The following is a 17831-nucleotide window of genomic DNA, read 5'->3' as shown; positions in this document are numbered from 1 at the left end:
AACTATGATTATAAAATACTCACACCCATGGAAAATAGCCTTATACGTTTTTTTTGCTTTTTTGAAATCGCTTCAGGTTGTTTTTGCTGCCTTCATTTTTCAAAAATTTATTGATTTCGCCCAAAAGCCTCAAGGCAGCTTAATCAAGCTGACTGTCTTTGCTGTTTGTGGTCTGCTAATATTTGGAATAGTCGGCGTTATATATCAGTATTTCTATTATAAAATTATAGAAGAAATTAATCTTAACCTAAAAAGTGCATCTGCCAATTATTTAGTTAATAACTATGCTAGCCATAACGAAATTGACAGTTCATTTATGACCAATGACCTCAAGCAAATTGAAACTAATAGTATTGAGGCAGAGCTTTCAATCATTTCTGATTTAATTCAATTTTTGGCAGCTGTAATCTCTGCATTTGTTAGTTCTTGGATTATTGCGCTGGTATTTTTAATAGCTTCATTTACTCCTGCCGTTATTCAGTCTGTTTTTGGCCCTAAGATCGAAAAAAATTCTGAAAAGTGGGAAAAATCCAATAGCAACTATACAAATACTGTTATTGAAACTCATTCTGGAGCGGAAATGGCTAACATCTATGATGTTCAATTTTCAATGGTTAACAGGTTGATTAAAGCAGCGAAGCTAATGGAAACGGCTCTTTTCAAAACCAATTGGACTAAAGGCATGTCTAATGAGATGACTATGATAGTAGCATATATTTTCAGTATGTTCCTTCCTTTTGCCATTGGTATCAGTTTCATTGTTAGCGGTCGGCTGACTTTAGGCACGTTTATGATGATTGCACAACTGGCTAATAATTTTATTAATCCTGTAGTTGGTATTTTTGGGTCAGTTAACGATATTAAAACGGCAAAACCGATTTTGCAAAAAATCAAAAAAATCGACTTGCTGATAAAGCCGCAGGGTAGCAATACTGCAACTGCTTCAGATACTTTCCAATCATTACAATTGACTGATGCTGGAGTTAGTCAGGGTAAACAGAAAATTTTTGCCAATGTTAATCTAAAAATTGATTCCGGGGAAAAAGTTCTCCTGCAAGCTCCATCAGGTTGGGGAAAATCAACTTTACTGAATGTATTAATTGGTATTCAACAACTTGATTCTGGATCCTATGAAGTTAATCATTCTGAAGTAAATGGTGATTGGGGAAAATTACACGAGTACTTCTCTTTTATTCAGCAAAAGCCTTTTATTTTAGATGATACTTTAAAATACAACATTACTTTAGGTCGCCATGTGTCTGAAGAAGACTTAAATTATGCTGTTGAACAAGCCGGCTTAACTGATCTCGTAAACGAAAAGGGCTTAGACTATCAGCTTGGGAAGGGTGGTAGTAATTTATCTGGTGGTCAAAATCAACGAGTTGAAATTGCACGAGCATTAGTATCAAAAAGACCGATATTATTAGCTGATGAAGCAACTTCATCTCTTGATCAGAATTTATCTTTGCAAATACACCAAACTATTCTAAGTGAGTTTAAAGGAACTGTGATCGAAGTTGCTCACCACATTTCAACCAACGAAAAGGAAATGTTTGACCAAATAGTTGACTTGGCAAAGCAATCTTAATTCCAAGTTATCGTGAGGTAAGAATCTAGAGAAAAAATAAAAGAAATCTATAATTTATCCTGTTGATGACTTATCCATGTAATAAGCTGTTAACAGGTTTTTTATTGCATAAAAAAGGTGAATATATTTCTCTTGCTCCTTGTAATACAAAACCAACACTACTCAATTTTTTTATCGTAGACAAAAGTATTAGATATACTGCCGGTAAAGTAGAACTAATAGCAAGGAAGCTTGTTACAGAGCTAAAAACGAATTTTTTCTTTAATTAATAACCTTAAAAAATAATTTACCTTGATGTCATCTTAGAATAATAAATTTGATAGGCTTTCACATAGGTTAATGCTAAGCTAATGAATTAAAGCTGAGCTGGAACTATTTAAATTTAAAGGTAGATAAAAAATAACTTCCCTATAATATGGAAGTTAATCAAAATAAGCCATTGATTTGGCAATAATACTTTATAGTTATTCAATATGCAAACAGTATTTGTTATAATTAATTTAGAATTCAAGCAAATTGTTTTGAGGGCAGTTGGCTGTTGATCTGGAAAGGAGATGGTGCCTATGGCACGAAATCTTTTAGAAAGAGAAGCAGTTAATGAGCGTTTACCAGGCATTACAAATAATGTTGGCATTCGCCACGTTTATTATTGTGCTGTTAGATTATATCAATAATCACAAGAAATAAAAAAGACCGTCCCAATCATACTTTAGCCAGTTAGGGGTAGTCTTCTATCTCTCACACAGCTAACCGCCTTTAGAGCGGCTGCTTGTTTTCAAAGAGGTCTTGTTAGCGCAAGGCCTCTTTTCTTTACAATCACATTATATCATGACTGAATTAATTTTGCACAACGGGCTGAGTAATGAGTGGAATCTTAATTAATAAAGTATCTTATAAAGAAAATCAGGTGAGTTTTCATAAAAAATCTAAATAACCACTTCTTTGTGGCTATAAATAGTAGTTCAATGAAAATTCCACAAATATTATATATACATGGGAACCTTTCTGCTAAACTCACAATTAAGGACATAAATTTCTTAATAAGTTAGTCTAAGTGATAAAAAATATAATCACATAAGGCTAAAAGGTTTAGTTTCATTTTATTAAAATTAATGACTAAATAGGACTGACTTTTAGCGATTAAACATCCAGGATTTATGTTAAACATGTGAGTAATTGACGCATTCTAAAAAAACGGTAAATTGTAAAATGAAGTTGAACACTTGCCCTGATTAGAAAATGAAAAAAGTCCATTGGACTTCTCTGATAGAATGTAATTACCCAAAATTCTAGAAAGAAGTTACCAATGAACTCCCTTAATTCTACCATATCTACTCACCAAAAGGGCCAACATCTTGCTTTGCAAGCTTTAACATTGCTGATTTTATTTTCTGATCTTTTTCAAATTCTGAAACATCTCTGCAGTAGTCATATCTATCGCCACTTCCGAGTTTATAGAACAATAGTGGGGGATTTGTCTTGGATTTGAAGAGAAGTGTCGCTCTTAGCTTGTATGCTTGTTCTTTAATGGCTCTTAACATGTGATGAGGTTTCAATTTATATTTTCTACATCCATCAATAAAGTAGTAGAAAACTAGGGCAAGATTCCTTTCTTCATTGTCTTTTAAGGAAAAGATCTGATCATCATCATTATAGAAAAGCATGTAATGGCCGTACTCACCATAATTTGTAACTTCATCTAAACCTTTAGCTAATCTATTTGCTTCTTTGTTTATTCTTTTGCCCAAAAGCAAATTGGGGAGTTTTACGGTTGAAATTGGCGCAAGGTTTATAGAATCAAAGTCAAACTTTTCTGTAGGGAAACTAGATACGTTGTCAATCTGCTTGCTAATCATATCGAAGATTACATCAGGACTAATAAAAGTGTCATCCTTTAAATGCTTATACGATTCTTGAATGATTAAGTTAAATATAAGCTTGGCAAAACTTTTAGAATCATTGTCTGATGATTCTATTCTGTATTGGCGATAATCATCGGCCATTATCCCTAAAACATAATCTTTAGCATTAACGGCTTTTGCTTTTTTAAAAAAACATCGAAAACCATAATTAGAACCCTTCTTCTAATCCATTTCTTTATCTTTTTGATCCTAGTCTTAATCAATATTTCTAAATACCTTTTGTCGAAAACCAAACTTATATTTAAGCCTAATTTTGGTTCACAGCTTTTATTGTAGATCAGCAAATGCTTAGTTTAAAAAGTGAGTAACTCGATTACGACATTATTAATTTTCTTTTGCTGATTCTTATGTTTGTGAATCTTAAATCGAGTATAATGCACAAGCTATAAAGCTTTATTTTATCAGCGTTTGGACGTATTTTATATGTTATAATTGTATTAACCAGAAAAGTTAATATGAGCGGTGGCACTTCAAAGGAAGGTGATGCCTATGGAAGTTTTAAATTCCTATGCAGATCTTACAATACTGAGGTGCAATTTACGTTGTGGCGTGGCTGACTGCTATCATGCTTGCTCTGCTTTCGCTTCTGTGGTTTGGTTACGAAAGCATTGTTGTGATGACAAAGATCACCAAGCAGGCTCAGAAGCTTATAAAGTCTTACCGCAAGCTGCGCAAAATGCTACACAAACATAAGTAAACAAAAACCGCTTTAACTTTTGGCGAGGTTAGCGGGTTTTGTAATCTATTAATATTAGCCACCGCTCTTAAAAGCGGCTCTGGGCAGGTGCTGTTTGCAGACAGCGCCTTTTTGTTTATACAAATTATATCACATCTTTGAGATTTTTGAGCAAATTCCACTTGTTCAGAGTAGTTTTTGATTCCGTTCAATAGGCTAAAGCCTGATTCCAACAAGTCTGGGGTGGCTTATTTTTTGTGTAAATTTATGTTTTAAAAAACCGATTTATATTCGATAATATGTCACAAAGCTTGATAAATCAACAAATATTTTTGTTTTATTTTTGCAAAATATAGTTGACTTTTGTTTTGCCGAAAATTGCAATTTTAAGTTGAACACTCTACCTGATCTGATAGATGCAATCTAATCTTCTTTCATACAATTCATCGGGTGTGTGGTAGGCTTAGTAATATCCAAAATTAATTAAAATTTGTGTAAACCTAACGCATGTTGTGCGGCTAAGTTTAAAATATTCCATTGCCGATCAAAACTTGGTGAGAAGAAGAAGTCTTGCTCAGCTAAATCTTCTAATGTTAATTTATGACCAATTGCTAAACTTAAGACATTGCCTTGAGCGGTGATATCATGCTTGGACATAACTGCACCTCCCAGAATCTGATGAGTATCCTTATTATAAGTTAAGGAAATATATCCTAACGGATTATCATCTGCAGGAATAAAGTCTGGACGCAAATGATCGATGTAGATGCTAGTTGCAGCATTAATGCCGGCAAATTCAGCAGATTTTTGTGGGAGGCCGCTAACTACCGCGTGTACATCACCGAACTCTAATAATTGGCCACCAACTAAACCTGGGAATGGTCGGCTTGGCTTTTTCTCAAACAAATGTTGTACTAAATAATTTGCTTCATGGCGAGCAGCGACTGCCGATGGAATCGGCATTCTTTTATTAGCCGGGATTGATAGTGGCCAAGTAGCGTCACCCAAAGCATAAACATCTTTTTGATTAGTCCTTAAATATTCGTCTGTTTCAATATAACCACGTTGGTTTAAATTAATAGTATCTTTAAGCCAGTCTGTATTAGCAACAATGCCTGCAGCAACAATGACTAAATCAGCTTTAATGTCACCATGATCAGTTTGGACTAGGTGATCATTGGTAAAGCCAGTAACTTTTGTATCAAGCTTTAAATCGACACCCTTGTCTTGCATTTCTTGTTCAAAAACATCGGTAAAGTCTTTTGAAAAATAATTAGCCAAGATATGGTTGCTGGCATCAACCAAGGTCATGTTTTTACCAGCTAAAACACCAGCTTCAACGGCAGCGATTCCATTACCAGCACCCACCACAACGATATTTTTAATTTCATCATTATGAAGAGCTTCATTGATCTTTTTAGCCCAACTGTAGCCCCGCATTAAATAAACGTAGTCTAAATCTGCCCCTGGAATTGGCAATTGGAGTGGATCAACTCCTGGAGACAAGATTAATTTGTCATAGTTAACTTCTTCTGTCTGACCAGTTTGGGTATTTTTAATTGTAACTTGCTTATTTGTCGGATTTAACGCAACTGCTTGCGAATTATTGACAATTTTACCACCTAATTTTTCCAGATCAGCAGGTGAAAAATTGCGTACATTGTCTTGTCCGGTAGTTTTTTCTTCTAAAAAGAGCTTCATTCCGCAAGACATAAATGAAACAAAGTCACTTGCTTCATAAATAGTGACATCAAGATCTTGATATCTGTCTAATAACCCGATAGCTGCTTCATGACCCGGATGGGAAGCACCAATGATGACTACTTTTTGATTCATAGAAAAAATCCCCTTTTTATCAATATCTGAAAGCGCTTGTAGCACTTTACTGTCTTCTATGGTAACACAAGAAATACGTTAGTTATACAAAGATGCATCAGTATAGCTAATTCGTTTATATATTAAAACTTATAAAACAACAAAAAAATTATGACCGTATAAATTGACTTTGCAAATTTCACTAAATATCAAATTTGCTGATAATTTATGAGCAAAATACGGCCAAGTAAATCATTTAAAAAGAACCTAAGAAGTAGAATTGATACTCAAATAGTAGTACAAATAGAGTATCATTTGAGAAAGAGAAGCATTTATTTAAGCATGCGAGATCAAAATGAAATTGCAACTTTTGCTATTGCTTTAAAATCCAAAAGAAAAGGCAAAAACAGTTCTTGATCAAATTTTGTTCGTTTTACCTTATTTTCTAACAATCTGGTTTTAGTTAGCAGATTGTGGAAATTGGCGCAGTCAAATGCAGTACGCTCACTTTATTTAATTTTGCGATAGAAGTTTTCTAAGTATCCGTTGGAATTACTCCGATACTATCTCTTTGATTACCGCATAAGCGGTGCATGAATTTCTTTAGCAGTCATTAGAAAAAGCATGTCACTTTATGGCAAAAATTCAAGATAGAAATTCAGTACTAAGCTCCTTTTAGTTTATTGTTATATATCCGTATAATTAATTTAATGCTATATGATATCAGTATTTTTGTATATAAAAAATAATAATAAATTGTAAATGTATATGTGTTTATATATCTAAAAATTATACTTTATAACAAATGTTATTTATGCTACACTTTGGTTAGGTGAAATTATATTGCTTAAAGGAGGCAAATAATGAATAAACACCATTTTAGGATTAAACTTACAACGTACTTAGCTATTATTGCTATGACTGTGGTAGGTTTAAATATTATTAAACCGCAAACAACATTTGCATCGGCTTCACCTCCTGCAAATTCAGCAAGAGAAACGAAAATTGCAACAAGAGACATTCGGACAGTTCCATGGGTCAGTACTGATAATGATGATAATAGTGAACTGTCACTTAGCTATGATTCGACCAGTAAAACATTAACTATTCCTGGTAACTCCACAGCTTTTAATGACCCGAAACCGCTGGCAAATGCTTTATATAATGTAGGGCTTGATCCTGTAAATGTTAACCATATTGTTATTCAGGGTCCCTTGTCACTTAGCGGGTCAGTCAGGTATCTATTTAAAGGCTTTAGTAATATAACTAATATAGACGGCTTGGACAAGCTTGATACTAGTAAAATTACTGATATGACAAGCATGTTTTCAACATGTATTTATCTAAGCGATGTTAATCTAAAAAACTTTAATACTGCCAATGTTACCACAATGTCAAGCATGTTTTATGGTTGCGAAAGTCTTAAAAATATTGATGTCAGTTCCTTTAATACCGAAAATGTTTCGGAATTAAGTGGCATGTTTGAAGAATGCAGAAGTTTAAATGCAATTGATTTAAGCAACTTTAAAACTAGTAAGGTGACTAATACCAGTACTATGTTCCACAATTGCTATTCACTAAAAAGTATTAAGTTTGGTAAAGATTTCAAAACTGATAATGTCACTGATATGAACTGGATGTTTAACAACTGTTGGAACTTAACTGACCTAGATGTTAGCGGCTTTTCAACTGCTAACGTTTCGACTATGTCAGGAATGTTTGCTTCATGTAAGTTATTAACAAAAATTGATGTTAGCAAATTTAATACTGATAAAGTAACTGTAATGAATGACATGTTTAATGACTGTGAGTATATCACAGAGCTTGATCTCAGTAATTTTAAAACCGCGAATGTTTTTAATATGAGCAGCATGTTTCAGTATGATATTCGGTTGCAAAGGCTTGACATTAGCGGTTTTGATATGAGCAAAATTACATACATTTCCAATATGCTAAATGATTTGCAAAGTCTAAACTTGTTAAAGCTAGGTAAAGATAATATTGTCAAGGGTACTGGATTTGATGCTGATGGCACTTGGCGCAATGTTGCTGATGGTACACTTAATGATCCTAAAGGCAAAAATAGGTGGAGCTCAAAAGAGTTAATGGCAAATTATGATCCAGCTAAAGATGCCGATACTTATGTTCGCGAGGGTACACACTTTGATGAGGATAAGCCACCAGTCAATCCGCCAACACCACCAACACCGCCGACTCCGACTCCAACACCAACCCCGACTCCAACGCCAACGCCAACCCCACCAAGTCATTCATCTGGTATTATAGAGCCGATTGCAGGAGCTGAGGTCAGAGTTCATTATGAAGATAAAAATGGCCTTAAACTAACACCTGATAAAATCTTGAATGGTAATGTTGGTGATGGCTACGTTACCCAAGAACTGAAATTTGCTGGTTATTTATTAAAGGCAAGACCTTATAATGCGACAGGCTTCTTCAGCTACCAGCCTCAGACTGTAACTTATACTTACCTTAAAGGGACTGAAAGAATGGTAATGCATAATTCGTATCTCTATGATATTAACGGTAAGCGGGTAACGGGCAAACTTATGTCAGGCCAGATGATTACTACCTATGATACCGAAATCATAAACGGTCAGAAGTATTATCTTTTAGATAATAATACGTTTGTGAAGGCTACTAATATTACAGGCCAAAAGCGTAAGTTAAAGCATAATGCACTCATCTATAATCAAAAAGCAAAGAAAATAAGACATGCTAGTCTGAAGCGCGGACGCAAAGTTAGAACATATGGTGGTGCAGTAAAGCGGAAAGGTAGTTATTACTACATCATCGGACTGAACCGGTACGTGAAGAAGGCTAACTTTTAGAATTTTTGGTTAAGCAGTTCAGTAGTACAGCATAAATATGTTTATAACTGCTGAGCAAAAACGGTCAAGAAAGAATTCACAATTTAAATGCACCTAATAGTAGAAATTAGCTATTAGGTGCATTATTTTGTATTATGCTATTTAAATTAGTCCAGAAAATTGTAAAAAGGTCCCGAAAGTTGCTTAACTTCCTGGACTTATTTTTTCTAGTTATAAATTTAATTCTGTTTTTAAGGCTTTAGTTAGTACAGCAGAAAAATTTAAATTTTTCTCTTTGCCCATTTTTACCAGATATTCTGGTACAGTTACTGTTTTGCGGATTGTCTTGGGATTATTGCGTCTATAATCATCCATATCAATGGCCACAATAGTTTTAATATCATTGTCAGCAACATGGATACTTTCTAACTTAGATGGTTTAGGATAATTAGTTGTGTCTTCTAACATTAATCCAATCATATCAGAAGCCATCTCCAAAGCATTAGTTAAATCTTCGCCCTGAGTAAAACCACCTGTAATATCTGGAACTTCGACAGTATAGCCAGTGTCTTCAGGGTGTAGTACAACAGGGTATACTAAAAGCTTAGACATATTAATTCCTCCTAACATGTAAAAATTAGCTGAAAAATTTATTTTAATCCAGCTTCTTTTAGAATTCTCTGTTCTAGTCCTTTTTTCATTTCTTTTGAATGAATGGGAACAGGAATAGTAACATTTGTAATGGGGTTATACATTTTTAGATGGGAACCGTTTTGAGACTTTTTCACAAAGCCTTGCTTTTTTTAAATCTTGATAATTTCTCTTGGCGTCTTCGTCATAAAGTAAACCTTCCATGTTTCTTATTATACGTATAAATACGTATAAATTCAACGGAGTAAGTTTAAAATTAAGTATCTTCCTATATGTTAAGATATTTCCTTAATTAAATTCATCATTTTTTATCTTCCATAATTATAAAAAGGGGTACATGATTAGTAATAGTTATTATATTAGTTGCTTTTTACTATTGTCTCGTTTTGCACTTTTGTTCCCAAAATAAAAGCAATAGCAAAAGATAATAATTTTTAAAGAAGAGAGGTTAAAGTACATGAATAAGAAACTTACTCATTATTTAGCAGCTGGTTTTTTAGGCTTAACAGCCATTTGGACATTTAATCATCAAGCCCATACTGTTCAGGCAAAGATTCCTAGTGCTATAAGAACTGTCATGTATACGTCACAAGCATACGATGAAGATGGACGGAAGGTTGAAGCTAAGTATCCAGCTTTTCATCAAATCAAAGTTGAAAAAAAACCATTAATCCTAACTTTCAAGCCCTATGCTCCATACTATAAAATCAGCGGGAAAAAGCAATATATCAAAGCTAATAACATTGACGGTGTTAAACGTGAAGTTAAGCATAATTCCTATGTTTACGCTACCAGTTCACGCAGGGCTGACTACCGCTTAATTCGAAAGGGAACTTCCATTACAACTTATGGTGGCACCGTCAAGTTTAAGAATGGTTTGCGCTACTACCGCATTGGTGGTCCCGCAAAGCAATATGTGAGAGCCAGCAACTTGGGTAAAATCACCGCTTCAAATACCGAAGAAACTGTCGCAACAGTGACAAGAGATGGCGGTGCCCCAATTTATGAGATCAAAAATGGGGTCAAAACTGCTAAAAAGGCTAAAAAAGGCACTACCTTTATAGTCGACCGAGCTGAAGAAGATAACTATGCGGAGGAGATTGGTCATTCAGCTATCCCTAATCCTACTATTTATCGTATTAAAGGGACGAATAATTGGCTCTATTGCCTGGATGTTAAAGTTCAAAAAGAACTTCCACATCATTTTTATAACTTTGAGCACTATTCTTATATTAGATTTTATCAAGACACAGATGTCTATAATGCTGATGGCACTAAGCAAGACCATAAAGGACAAAGAATCAGAAAACAAGGCGGAAATTTAAAGGTAGATAAATTGCTTTACATTTGGGTACCAGCTGAAAATAAAGCAGAACTGTTTTACCATTTAAAAGGTCATGAGTTTTATGCCTCTGACCTACCAGGTGGTGGAGGACCAGATTCAATTGATGTTGGTGACGGCTATGTAAAAGCAAGTGATGTTAGATTTATTGCTGGTGTTAAATTAAGCCCAATTAATACAGCAGAAGAAGCACAACAAAATGCTAAGCCAAAGACGGCCAAATAAATAATTTTAAGAGAACTAGATAATTTAAATGCACCTAATAGTAAAAATCAGCTATTGGGTGCATTTTTATTTGTATTGCTGTGAATGCTTGTCGATAAATTTAGTCTTAATATATCCCAAAATTCACTCAATTTCGATACATTCATCAAATTAATTTTGAGCCTTTTTATTTAAACTTTCACTGAAACAAAGTAAAGTTTTTATAAAATATTTATCATGTACCTTAAACTAATTTAAAATTTTATCAATCATTTCACTATGCTAGTTGACATAGTTTTTCAATAGATCTAATTTAATATGTGTATAGAAAAAGATAACAGAAAGTGAGACTAGATTATGACTGAAATTTTGCAAGTAAGTAATGTTACCAAAATTTATGAAAAACAATATCATGCAATAGCTGGTATTAGCTTTGAAATTAACTTTGGCGAATTTGTGGCAATCATGGGTGCGTCTGGTTCAGGGAAAACTACTCTGCTTAATATGATTTCGACTTTAGACACAGCTTCTGGTGGCAAAATTTATGTTGACGGTCATGAAATTTCAAAATTATCCGATGATGAAGCTGCCAATTTTCGTAAGAAAAAACTGGGCTTTGTTTTTCAAAACTATCGTTTATTAAAAAGCTTAACGGTAAGACAAAACATTGCCGTTCCTATGTCATTACTGGGTAAGGATGACCAAGAAATAGATCAAAAGATTGATAAATTAGCTGAATATTTTAGATTAAGTAATCAACTTGATAAATACCCCGTTACTTTGTCAGGTGGTCAAAAACAGCGTGTAGCAATTATTAGAGCCATCATTAAAAATCCCGCACTATTATTAGCTGATGAACCAACGGGAGCATTGGATTCAAAAGCAGCAAAATTAATTATGGAATACTTAGCAAAAGTGAATCAAAAGTTTCATACTTCTATCTTAATGGTTACTCATGATAGCTTAGCAGCTAGTTACGCTAATAAAGTTATTTTTCTAAAAGATGGAAAAATTGTTGACCAAATTGTTAAAAAAGATAGCAATGATGCGTTTCAACAGGAGCTAGCAAGGAAATTAGCTAAAGTAGAAGCCTAAGAGGTGAGATTAATTATGAATTACAAAGTAATAGCTAAAAATAATATCAAGAACAGCTTTGGCCTATATAAAAATTATTTTGTTTCCCTCTCAATAGCTTTAGCATTATTCAATACTCTGCAAATTTTCGCTAAGGACCATGTAATTGCAGATTCTTTATCAGGTTCAGCCAAAGTAGAGTTCATGTCTTATGTTACTTCGGTATTATTTACCTTGTTTACAATCTTCTTTATTATTTACTTTAACCGTTTTTTCTTAAAACAGCGTGCTGAAGAGCTAGGAATTTACTCAATGCTGGGTATGTCAAGAAAAAATATTATATCCATTTTAACGGCAGAAAATACTATAATTATTGGAACTTCTTGCTTAGCTGGGATGGTTCTTAGCATTTTGCTTTATAGTTTAATAAAAGCTTTTTTAATAGCAACTCTAAAACTTGATATACCATATTTAACACAACTCACAATAACTCCATTCATAATTACACTTGTGCTTTCTGTGTTTATGATATTGATTATCTTCTTTGATAACCAACATCTGATTAAACGATTGTCTCTAGTAAATATTTCAAATTTAAATCAAGCCAGTGAAAAAGTAATCAAAATCAAGTCTTGGACAGCCTATTTAGGAATTCTATCTCTATTAGTAGCATATATATTAGTTTTAAACACTGCAAAACAAAGTCAATCTTTATGGTCTAAAATTGGTTTTGCACCATTGGCGTTGATTACATTGGTGCTGGTAATATTAGGTACATTTTTAATTATAAAGAGTACTTTGGCTTATTTTATTAATCGGAAAATCAATAACCATCATCAGTTGTATCGACCTACGAATAACATCTTTTTACCAGAATCACTGTTTAAGTTAAAAACTAAATCAAATTTATTAATTGTACTATCCTTAGTTATTTCGGCCATTATTGCTCTTACTGGATCTTTTTTCCTGCTCATAAATTACCAAACGGCTTCATTAATAAAAACTGTTCCTTCAGCTATTGAGATTGATCAAAAACTTAGTCCTTATCAAACTAGCCAGGTGAAACAAATTGCTAGACAGTACAACGGAAAATATAAGGCTATAGAAGTAGCCAGTGCCACATCAAACCGCCCAATTCAATTAAGTAAAACTACAACCACTAAGAAATGTAAAATTATTAGTGAAAGTAATTTTATGGAATTACTACAACAGCAAAATAACAAATTACGTAATAATATTAAAGCTTCTCGAAAGACATCTTACCTTTTCACCTTATATCCGATAAGAGGTTCTCGTGGTACTGTCCATATCAATGGCCAAAGAATCAATTTGAAAGAAGCAAACATCTGGCCTATATATGCGAAAGGAAACTACGCATACATAGCTGTTAATGATAAGCAGTTTAAGGAGATAAGTAGTCATAGTCCAAATAAAACAGTCTATGCGATTAATGGCTCTAACTTACGTGAGAATGAAGAGTTATATAAAAAGATTAAGAAACTAAAAGTTGATTTTTTAAGTGCTTACAAAACTAATAAAGATGTAGTTTCATATAATAGTGCATCATTGCTAATGGATGCTTTTATTGCCGTACTATTTTTTGTCTTTGTTGGTTGTATACTTTATTTCACCATACTTATGGAAACTTTAAATGTAACTGATGAATTTAAGCTCTTGGATAATATTGGATACAATAAGATGCAGCAAAAAAAGATAGCAACTGCTAACAATTTATTGATATTCTTACCACCTATAATAATGGGAAGCCTCAATGGTCTAGTGGCATTTTTAGGTTTCAGATACATGTTTTTAACCAATGACGTAATAAAATTTTTAGGTACATTACAAATGGTGGCAGAACCAATTATTATAACTTTTTTATTACTTATAGTTGCGTATGGTGTAATTTACATTTTTTCATATCATAAAACTAAAGTGCTATTGGAAATATAATTAAAATAAAAATTGAAAAATAAGATCATTAATCTTATTGAGGAAGGGCAGACCACAGCTTTTATACATATTGAGTAGTCTGTGACCTATTTAAGATGTAAAATTCAAGACTGAGAGAAAATATATATGAAAAAGGCATTGAGCATTAAACTCAATGTCTTTTGTTGGTTTATAAGAAATAATTCTTCTAGACTGCACTTTTAAAAATAGGTGTTTTATGCGTTTTATTCGGGAAATAGTAGGAATACCAGACCAGCTTCCATAGAAACAAGACCTAAACCACTTCTCGGTTTACCTATAAGTTCCACTAAAGCCATAAAAAGCAAAACTAAACCTATGCAAGTCGAAAATATCTGCCTATTACTAGGCTTTTGTAAAAATTGAATAACTGTCTGATAGCTTGACCATGCTGTTATTAAACCAAAGCTATCGGTCTATTTATCTGTATCAGCAGGACTGCGTTTAACGCCATTTTTGTATATTCTTTTTTCATTTATTTTCATTTTATTAACAATGTCTTCGCCCAGGTCACTGTCCAGCATTTCTGCAATGCCTAATAGGAATATCCCTACATCGGCTAATTCTTCATTGATATTTTTCTTATTATTCTTGCGCCAGGCTTCAAATAACTCATTAGCTTCTCCATGTAATCGCAATAATTCAAACTCAATATCTGTGGTATTGAAACCGTGTTTTTTCTTATTTTCTATAACTGCTTTTTGTAGTTTCTTAGTATCTATGATCAATTTCGACTCCTAAATAATGATTTTATTCTATTTTATATTTAATCTGTGAAGTAGGTACATTGAAATATCAAATTAGGTTGTATAGTTTTACTGTGTGAGTTTTGTCGATAGGTTATAAAGCTTAATCCTTAGATATTGAAATTTTGCCAGTTCTACTGGTAACTTTAAGCAGTGGGGTTGTTTGAGAAGGAGTAGAAAAATGATGAGAATAATATTTTTTACCGACTTTGATTTTTTGTGTGGAATCAGTTGTAAGATCACAATTGATTTTCGGCAAATCAAACATATCGAACATGCTGAAATTACCGGTATTTAGATCAATTGTGCTTTGGCCAATAGCTTTACTGCTGCCAAAATTAAAATTGCCATGATTGATAAAAGTATTAGTTTTCAGCTTACTGCTGTAAATATAAATGTTTCCTTTATTTACCTTGAAGTTACTGCTTTTTAATTTAGAATCAAAGACATCTATGCATTCATTATCTTCGTCATGATTTTGTTTGGCGTCATAGTTTTTAACTGCAAAGGTCACATTATTTGCTTTAACATCTGAAATAAAAAGGGACCCTGCAGTTGAGCTTAAATTAATACTGGGAATGTTTAATTTATCTACTATGACACCATACTCATAATTGAAGCCGGTTAGCTCTTTTATACTATTTTTATGAGGAACAGTAATGTTAATTTGATAATCACCGTCATTAAATTTATATTCAGGTTCATCATAAACAGTAAGTTGATTGTTGGTTACTTCTGTTTTTATTTTATTAACATCGGCTCCTTTTTCCCCTATAACTGTAATTTTAAATTTTTTGCCCAAGTCAACGACTACATCTGGTCTGTAACAGGCAAGCTTAATTCTGTTAAATTGAGGAACAGCATAAGTTTTTTTGATTTTGCCTTTCTTAGTTGTTGTGACAACTGCTTTGTAACTATTTGTTCTTGTAGTTTTACTGGCTTTTGCATCAACAACTTTTGCCTGTGAAAAATTATTGCTAACCTTACCGACTGCCAAAAGGAGCACTGCTAAAGCAGCGATATAGCCACAAATTTGATAAAATTTTTTCATTTCTAATTTACCTTCATTATTAATTAGTCTATTTTAATATTTCCTTTGCTGTTAACTTTAAGAAGCGGTTGATTAGGCACAGTTTTTGAAAATTGATGAGTGTAACGTTTGCCCTGAAACTTAATTGTGCCTTTTGGTTTAGTTGTTAAAGCATAACTAATTTTTGAAGCTCCTGTCATAACAAAGTCACCGATACTCATATCGAATGTACTGCTTCCCAAAAGCTGGGAATTTTGAATTTTAACGCTACTGTACTTGAAATCAGGCGCCAAAGCTAAACTTGCCTTTGTTTTAAACATACTATTTCTAATTGTTAAGTCTCCGACACTTAATCTAATTGTACTATTTCTAATTGTTGAGTTTAAGACCTTCAAGTCACCATTTGTTTGCTTAACCCTGATATTGTCTGAGTTAACATGATTAAGGATAACATTGCCATAGCCTGTTTTGACAGCAACACTTGGAATATTCAAACCGTTGAAGTAGATATCACTGATATCACAATTCCCAGTAACCTTTTTTATAGAGTTTTTATGAGGAACAGTCACGGTTACTGTGTAACCGCCGTAATTATGATTACCAACAGGTTTGTCATTGATAGTTAGTATTTTGTTTTTAACGCTAACCCTGGTAAATGCAATATGAGCTCTGTGAGTTCCACTGGCTTTGACACTAAATGTATTGCCTACTATGAATTTGATATCAGGCCGCTTGGTATTAAGTTTGACTTGGTCAAATTCTGTAACATTGAAAGTTTGGTTAACTTTATTTTGAGGGTCTAGTTTTTTAGCAAAGACTACCTCATTATCTTGAAATTGAGGTTTCTGTAAGAAATTACTTGCTTTAATGCCAGTAAGTATCAATAATCCTGCAATTCCTATAACGCTGCCTAATTTATATAATCTTTTCATAGTTTATATCTTCTTTTCTGAAAAACTAAGCTAAATCTATCTATAAAATTCTATATTTGCGTTTTTACTAATTACTTTAACAGTTGGTTTGTTCGGTGCTAAGATAGACAGCCGATTATGATAATCTTTATTGTCAGTTTCAATTATATGCTTAGGATCAACGCGCAGATCATAACTGATTTTAGGAGCATCTGTCATCAAAAATAATCCTTTATTAAGAGTGAAGGAACTATCACCCAGGAAAGTGCTATCAACAACTGTCATGCCACCCTTATCAATGTGCACTTTAGCTTTGATTTTACTGTCATCAATAGTCATATTACCTTTACCGATATTAATAGAGCAATTCTTTAAATTAGAATCCATTATGTCTGAAACTTCATGTTTTATTTTTAACTTAACATTTTGAGAAGAGATATGATCAAAGGCAAAATAAGCAATGTTTGATTTGAGATTAATATCGGGAATATTTAACTTTTCTAAGTACACGGAGCCTCCTCGTAAATAGCCTGATACCTTTTTCAAAGCGTTTTTACTTGGTACAGTGACAGTGACTTCATAATAGCCATCATTAAAATGCTTTTCTGGTTCATCATAAATAGTCAGTTGCTTATTTTTAACTTTGGTTTTGATTTTTTGTGCATTTCCACCTCGTTTAGCCTTAATTTTGACTTGGTATTTGTTACCTAAAGTAACGTCAGTATTAGGCCTGTAAGAAGAAAATTTGATTTTATCAAATTTTTTAACTGTGTAAACTTTTTTGGTAGTTTGATTGGTTTGAGCTTCTGTTAATTGGGGCTTTTGTAAAGCATAGTTCATTTTGATACCTGCTAATACGAGAAGACCGACAATGCCGCAAAAAATGATTATTTTAAAAATCTTTTTCATTATAAAGTTACCCCCCATTAATTTAAACGAGCTGATGCTCAGAATTTCAGCTATATTGATTACAATAGTATGAAATAGATTTTAAATTTTTTGATAATAAAAATTTTGCTTATTTATTATTAAATGTATTATACTGTCTTCAGTCATATTATACAATATATGAT

The 17831-nt window shown here is 33.0% G+C and carries 13 protein-coding genes and 1 pseudogene; 6 read left to right on the top strand and 8 right to left on the bottom strand.

Annotated features, from left to right (window positions below; all coding sequences use genetic code 11):
* The first annotated feature begins 4 nt into the window (after positions 1 to 4).
* A complete protein-coding gene (locus F5ESL0260_RS08375; RefSeq protein ID WP_122026567.1) occupies positions 5 to 1588 on the top strand; it encodes an ABC transporter ATP-binding protein in 1584 nt (527 codons plus the stop codon).
* A gap of 597 nt (positions 1589 to 2185) precedes the next feature.
* On the top strand, positions 2186 to 2275 hold the full coding sequence (locus tag F5ESL0260_RS09640) for a putative holin-like toxin (protein ID WP_081945396.1): 90 nt from the start codon (positions 2186 to 2188) through the stop codon (positions 2273 to 2275).
* 644 nt (positions 2276 to 2919) lie between these two features.
* On the opposite strand, the gene F5ESL0260_RS08360 is transcribed toward F5ESL0260_RS09640, so the two are convergent.
* Positions 2920 to 3591, bottom strand: a complete 672-nt coding sequence (locus tag F5ESL0260_RS08360) for a hypothetical protein (RefSeq protein ID WP_122026566.1) — start codon at positions 3589 to 3591, stop codon at positions 2920 to 2922.
* A 1078-nt stretch (positions 3592 to 4669) separates the two neighbouring features.
* The gene (locus F5ESL0260_RS08350; protein ID WP_122026719.1) at positions 4670 to 6022 is read right to left on the bottom strand and encodes an FAD-dependent oxidoreductase; all 1353 of its coding nucleotides are present in this window, start codon (positions 6020 to 6022) and stop codon (positions 4670 to 4672) included.
* An 842-nt stretch (positions 6023 to 6864) separates the two neighbouring features.
* Here F5ESL0260_RS08350 and F5ESL0260_RS08345 point away from each other — a divergent pair.
* Positions 6865 to 8850, top strand: coding sequence for a BspA family leucine-rich repeat surface protein (locus F5ESL0260_RS08345; RefSeq protein ID WP_122026565.1), 1986 nt, complete (start codon positions 6865 to 6867; stop codon positions 8848 to 8850).
* 210 nt (positions 8851 to 9060) lie between these two features.
* Here the strand turns inward: F5ESL0260_RS08345 and F5ESL0260_RS08340 are convergent, their stop codons facing one another.
* On the bottom strand, positions 9061 to 9441 hold the full coding sequence (locus F5ESL0260_RS08340) for a type II toxin-antitoxin system HicB family antitoxin (protein ID WP_122026564.1): 381 nt from the start codon (positions 9439 to 9441) through the stop codon (positions 9061 to 9063).
* A gap of 38 nt (positions 9442 to 9479) precedes the next feature.
* Positions 9480 to 9620 (bottom strand): annotated as a pseudogene (locus F5ESL0260_RS08335) (type II toxin-antitoxin system HicA family toxin); the annotation flags it as partial.
* A 317-nt stretch (positions 9621 to 9937) separates the two neighbouring features.
* Between F5ESL0260_RS08335 and F5ESL0260_RS08330 the strand changes: the two are divergent.
* The 3 genes from F5ESL0260_RS08330 (at position 9938) to F5ESL0260_RS08320 (ending at position 14053) form a co-directional block, all read left to right on the top strand.
* A complete protein-coding gene (locus F5ESL0260_RS08330; RefSeq protein ID WP_122026563.1) occupies positions 9938 to 11047 on the top strand; it encodes an SLAP domain-containing protein in 1110 nt (369 codons plus the stop codon).
* Between the two features lie 336 nt (positions 11048 to 11383).
* Positions 11384 to 12121, top strand: a complete 738-nt coding sequence (locus F5ESL0260_RS08325) for an ABC transporter ATP-binding protein (RefSeq protein WP_122026562.1) — start codon at positions 11384 to 11386, stop codon at positions 12119 to 12121.
* Between the two features lie 15 nt (positions 12122 to 12136).
* On the top strand, positions 12137 to 14053 hold the full coding sequence (locus F5ESL0260_RS08320) for an FtsX-like permease family protein (RefSeq protein WP_122026561.1): 1917 nt from the start codon (positions 12137 to 12139) through the stop codon (positions 14051 to 14053).
* Between the two features lie 434 nt (positions 14054 to 14487).
* Here the strand turns inward: F5ESL0260_RS08320 and F5ESL0260_RS08315 are convergent, their stop codons facing one another.
* The 4 genes from F5ESL0260_RS08315 to F5ESL0260_RS08300 all read right to left on the bottom strand — a co-directional run bounded on the left by F5ESL0260_RS08315 (position 14488) and on the right by F5ESL0260_RS08300 (position 17667).
* On the bottom strand, positions 14488 to 14799 hold the full coding sequence (locus F5ESL0260_RS08315; protein WP_122026560.1) for a MazG nucleotide pyrophosphohydrolase domain-containing protein: 312 nt from the start codon (positions 14797 to 14799) through the stop codon (positions 14488 to 14490).
* Positions 14800 to 14920: 121 nt separating this feature from the next.
* Positions 14921 to 15868, bottom strand: coding sequence for a GIN domain-containing protein (locus tag F5ESL0260_RS08310; protein WP_122026559.1), 948 nt, complete (start codon positions 15866 to 15868; stop codon positions 14921 to 14923).
* A 23-nt stretch (positions 15869 to 15891) separates the two neighbouring features.
* Positions 15892 to 16779 carry a DUF4097 family beta strand repeat-containing protein gene (locus tag F5ESL0260_RS08305; protein ID WP_122026558.1) on the bottom strand — a complete coding sequence of 296 codons (888 nt, stop codon included), beginning with the start codon at positions 16777 to 16779 and terminating at the stop codon, positions 15892 to 15894.
* A 36-nt stretch (positions 16780 to 16815) separates the two neighbouring features.
* Positions 16816 to 17667 carry a DUF4097 family beta strand repeat-containing protein gene (locus F5ESL0260_RS08300; RefSeq protein WP_158593829.1) on the bottom strand — a complete coding sequence of 284 codons (852 nt, stop codon included), beginning with the start codon at positions 17665 to 17667 and terminating at the stop codon, positions 16816 to 16818.
* Positions 17668 to 17831: the final 164 nt, after the last annotated feature.

The organism is Lactobacillus sp. ESL0260 (genome assembly GCF_003692935.1).
GTDB classification, from domain to species: domain Bacteria; phylum Bacillota; class Bacilli; order Lactobacillales; family Lactobacillaceae; genus Lactobacillus; species Lactobacillus melliventris.
Note: the sequence above shows the minus strand (reverse complement) of the source record. Positions and strands in the feature narration are given on the sequence as shown.